This is a genomic window from Candidatus Symbiopectobacterium sp. NZEC135 (genome assembly GCF_025962695.1).
Map to the genome: position 1 here is coordinate 1 of NZ_JAGFPF010000207.1, position 2,415 is coordinate 2,415.

Sequence of the window (2,415 nt, forward strand, 5' to 3'; positions counted from 1 at the left end):
CGGAAAGCCCCCTTTGTGGTGCGCGGTTGCTGCCGGGGGCGGATTCTGTCAATTGAAGATCGGCGCGCAGTGCTGGCAACAGCGGATTCATAGCCCAATAGCCTGACGGATCACGGCCAGCGGCCGACGGAACAGATAAACCGCCAATGGAACGTAGTCGCCAGACAGTTTAGCCGTACCGCGCAGGCCAATACGCGGCGGTGCGTCGGTAAAGCGACCATCCAGTCGGTAAGCCAGATTCCCTGCCGGTGTCTGCTCTGATTCATAGGCGATACGCGACAACTGCGCCGCGTGGGGCGTCAGGGGATCGCTGTCGAGGAACAGCGTAATCGGTGCATCCTGCTGCAATTGAATGGCATCGCCGACATCCAGCTCGATACGCAATGCGGCCAGCATCGGGTCCGCCAGTTCCATCAACCGTTCGCCGGTGCGCACGGGTTTACCCGTCCAACGGTCCGCGTCGGCGAATACGGCGATACCGTCACGGTCGGCCCGAATCTCCGCTCGGTTAAGCAGGGCAGTGGAATAATCACGCTCGGCGCGCTTTTGCGCTACCTGAGCAGACAGGAAGTCCAGACGCGCTTTGGAATCCGCATCCTGAAACGCACGCTGCGAGCTAGCGCGGTATTCCGCTTCGGCGACGTTGAGTGCTCGCTCCGCCACGTCAGCTTGCGCTTTTAGGGTGGTGTCATCAAAACGCACCAGCACATCACCCTGATGGACGCGTTGGTTCGGTTGCACGACAAAAGATTGAATCACGCCATCCAGCGGAGCCGCCACGACGCGGCCCTGATGAGGGACCACTTCCGCGGGTGCGAGCACAGACTGACGCACCGGAATAAACAGGCAGGCAACTATTAGTAGCAGTGGCACGGCGATTTTCCAGCCAGCCCGGCGCTTGCGCCAGCGCGAGGTTTGCGGCTCAAGCGCCAGCCAGGCGTGGCTAAAGGCCCCGCCAAGCTGCTCTGCCAGAACCCGATCGGCGTTCTGCCACGGTTGCTCACGCGCATACCAGATGGCTCCAAAGGTGTTGCCTTTACGATCGGTTAGCGGCGACCACAGCGCTTCGGGAGCGGATAACGCTTGCCAGTCACGACGGCTCTGCTCATCAAGCTGTGTGGCTTCGATCACCGAGCATTGCCGAAATGTGTCGTTATCTGCTGCTTGCAACTGGGTGCAAGCTCGCTCGATAAACGCGACAAACGGCGCATGGGGCGCCGGTTGCGTAACGCCGGTCACTGCGCGTACCCGTCCATTGACGATCAGGGCGGCATGGCGAAAGCCAAACAGCGGTTGGCTATCGTTGACGATGCAGTAGGCCAGTTCTTCGCTGGTGGCCGCCGCACGAGCCTGCCTTTCGACGTCGAGAAAACGGGCGAATACCGCGGCACTGGCCGTGGTAGGCGAGGCGGGGCTGGTCACTTCGCCTCCGGGAACTGCGCAGTACCGCTCATTCCTGCCATCAGGCTCTGATCGGGATGCGCCAGGGATCCGGTCAGACCGAGGGTCTGGCTGCTCTCATCAATGCGCGCACCCAGTCTTGCTACTGTGGCTTGCAGCGGTTTGCCGGTTTCGTCGGGTGTAAACGTGAAGGTTAAACCGGGTTTTAACACTGACAGCAGGCGTGACGAAACCAGTAAATTAATTTCCAGATGGCGGTTGTTCACGACATCCAGCAGCGGTGCGCCCTGCGCGACGCTCTCATAAGTCTGAGCGCGGCGTTTAACGACTTGTCCGTCGAAGGGGGCGTTGATGCGACAACGATTGACCTGAATCTGGTACACCTGGCTTTCCGCTTGCGCCTGCGCAAGATGGGCGGCGGACAATGCCACGGCGTGTTTACCAACGGATTTCAACTGGGCCAACTGCTGATTTTGGTTCAGTTCAGCCTCTGCCGCCCGCGTTGCCGCTTGCGATGCGTTGAGCTGGGCTTGATAAATGGCGCAATCAAAACGCACGACTACGTCGCCTTTTTTGAACGCTTCCCCCTCCTTGAACGGCATCTCGACAATGCGTCCCGGCAGATCGCTGGAGAGGGTGGCCTGATCGACCGCGACCAAAATGCCGCGCGCTTGATTATCGGTGCGGTTCATCGGCGTATCGCTGGCGACAGTGGGGGCGAGAAGCGGATCCGACACATTCGCCCGTACTGGCTGAAGCAGTTGAACCAAGAAAAAGCAGACCTACCGTACAGCGGTAACCCAACATGTTAACTCTATTCACTCTCGCCTGCCTTTGCTGCGAAGGTCGTGATTAACACCGAGAATACACGATGGAATTCGGTGTTACGTTCTGTTAATTGTTTGTATTTTAATGTTTCGCAGTATAGCAAATGGGGCCAAAGTCGGAAGAGGGTGACGATCGGTTCCGGTAAAAATTCCTTGTGACAGAGATCTTTCCGCAAGCGCACGCTTC

General features: G+C 58.8%; 2 protein-coding genes and 1 pseudogene. All 3 read right to left on the reverse strand.

Going from position 1 to position 2,415, the window contains the following annotated elements; all coding sequences use genetic code 11:
• Window positions 1-87: 87 nt before the first annotated feature.
• Window positions 88-1,422: an efflux RND transporter periplasmic adaptor subunit gene (locus tag J5224_RS24955; RefSeq protein WP_264627906.1), complete on the reverse strand. Its 1,335-nt coding sequence runs from the start codon at window positions 1,420-1,422 to the stop codon at window positions 88-90.
• Window positions 1,419-2,208: pseudogene (locus J5224_RS24960) on the reverse strand (efflux RND transporter periplasmic adaptor subunit). The gene J5224_RS24955 and the pseudogene J5224_RS24960 overlap by 4 nt, the downstream one beginning before the upstream one ends.
• 7 nt (window positions 2,209-2,215) lie before the next feature.
• Window positions 2,216-2,415, reverse strand: a 200-nt coding sequence (locus J5224_RS24965; RefSeq protein ID WP_264627908.1) for a hypothetical protein, incomplete at its 5' end; no start/stop codon positions are given.